The organism is Psychrobacter sp. AOP7-A1-24, from assembly GCF_052376235.1.
In the GTDB taxonomy this organism is placed as follows: domain Bacteria; phylum Pseudomonadota; class Gammaproteobacteria; order Pseudomonadales; family Moraxellaceae; genus Psychrobacter.
In genome coordinates, this window is record NZ_JBQSVM010000088.1 from 1 (window position 1) to 1,863 (window position 1,863).

Sequence of the window (1,863 nt, forward strand, 5' to 3'; positions counted from 1 at the left end):
AGGACAAGTGTAACACTATAAGAAGTAGTGTCAATAAAAAAATGAGACAAAAGGGAGGGGGGGGTAGGAAAAGGCTCAAAAAGCCTATTTTTAAACACTCACGGCGGGATTATAGGGTGTGTATATTCTCAACTATGAGACAAAAGGGATGTATTACTAAGTACATCCCTAAAGACTCGCGTGTGTGCATTCCGAGTCGTGGAGTCGGTACACCACACGCGAGCATTATTATTACTTAGGCTAGAGTATTGATAGTTTGTCTTATGCCTTAACGCTTGCCCTCGGCGAAAAGATGCCGAGTGCGCTACAGGCTACAAGTAATGTCCTATGACATACGATAGCAAAAAGACTGTGACTGGAGGGCAAAGGGGCTGCTGCTGATAGTGAATTAGCACTTCAGCATGAGCCTTTGGAGAACTTGCAGGGAGGGATTTTTTAACACGCAGTTTCTACCCGAAGGGAGAAACTACTAAGCGTGCCTTATCAGGAACATAAAAAAGCCCTGTTGAGGTATCAGGGCTTAAAGGTTTTGCATTACTTCTTATTTTTATTTTTAAATCACATACAAGCTACTAAGCCTTGCTCAATAGCCCAGTCAGGTATTCCCACTGGTTGAGCCTCTAAGACTCTCATTAATGGGATGACGTTAGCGTCTTTTTGTTCTATATCTCTAGGTATACCAATATCTATGCCTAGCTCTTTCAATTGAGCTTTATAGCGGTAGTAAGTAGGACGTTTTAGTTCTAATTTTAAGTCTTGACCGCCTAGCCAAGCAAAATAAGCCATTTTAACCGATGGTTTTAAATTCTTTAGCTTATCGTCAGTTAATCGCATGTTGTTACTCATCTCTAGCCCCTTTATTAGCTGTAGGAGTAACATTTTACCAGTTTCAGCGTTCCAATTGGACACTTCATGTAATTGCCATTCACGTAGCTGATTAGACTTAAGAGTAAGCTCTATACGCAAGGCTCTGTCAGCATATGCGAGCATTTCAGGGGTTCGCAAAGCATCGGGAAAATTACTTTTTTTACTGTTTATTTCGTCACCTTTGGAGTAACACTTCAAGAACCACCGTCTTGAGCGAATATTGCCCCAATAAAGCGTGTCACCTTTGAACTGTCCAGCACCACGATGTTTAAGACTAATTTTTTGACCAGCAGACCGCAACCAAGCTAAAACTTCTTCACGAGTTTCAAGAAACCATGTTTCGTTAATATCTACTCTCGATACTGTTAATTTACCCATCTTAACGGCGTGTAGCTGCTCTAGGGTAGGTTTTAACTTAAGCTCTGGTATATCTAACAACTTATTAAAGAAAAGCCATACAAGGCGTTTTAGGTCGTTTGTGCCGAATAAATTATGTCCTTGCAGCCATTTAGTAGGATTGCCTGATATTTCTATTGTGGACTGTGTGATTGAGCGGATCGAAATTGTCGCATCATGTGAGCCAACAACAGGTAGAAATTTAACAAGTGACCATTCTATTGAGTCGCCATCTTTAGATAAGGAAACAACTTCACCATTGGAAATTATGCCGTCATGTTCGCATGACACTTTCATAGTTACCCAATCAATCATATTTTAATTCCTCTTTTAACACATCGAGGAAATCTTGCTGAGTATTCATAAGCATCTTACGCAAATGCGGTGATGGGTCTTTTTTCTCGTTGACCATGCGAATAGCGTCTCTAATCTCTATCATGTGCGGTCGCAGCATATCTAAATAATCAGTAACTAGGGTAGCCTTTGGGATACCTTGCAAGGCTGCTAATTCCATTAGTAGCTCATTCATATCGTCATCGACAGATAGGTTAATACGGGTCTTTTTAGTAGGCATTTCTATAATCCATATTGGAACAATAT

Annotated in this window: 2 protein-coding genes; both read right to left on the bottom strand. The window is 40.4% G+C overall.

Annotation, left to right across the window (positions count from 1 at the left end; all coding sequences use genetic code 11):
* Positions 1-558: 558 nt before the first annotated feature.
* Complete coding sequence (locus ACT3QQ_RS13780; protein ID WP_444528415.1) at positions 559-1,578, bottom strand: phage/plasmid replication protein, II/X family; 1,020 nt, start codon at positions 1,576-1,578, stop codon at positions 559-561.
* Positions 1,571-1,863, bottom strand: a 293-nt coding sequence (locus ACT3QQ_RS13785) for a hypothetical protein (protein ID WP_444528416.1), incomplete at its 5' end; no start/stop codon positions are given. The genes ACT3QQ_RS13785 and ACT3QQ_RS13780, both read right to left, overlap by 8 nt.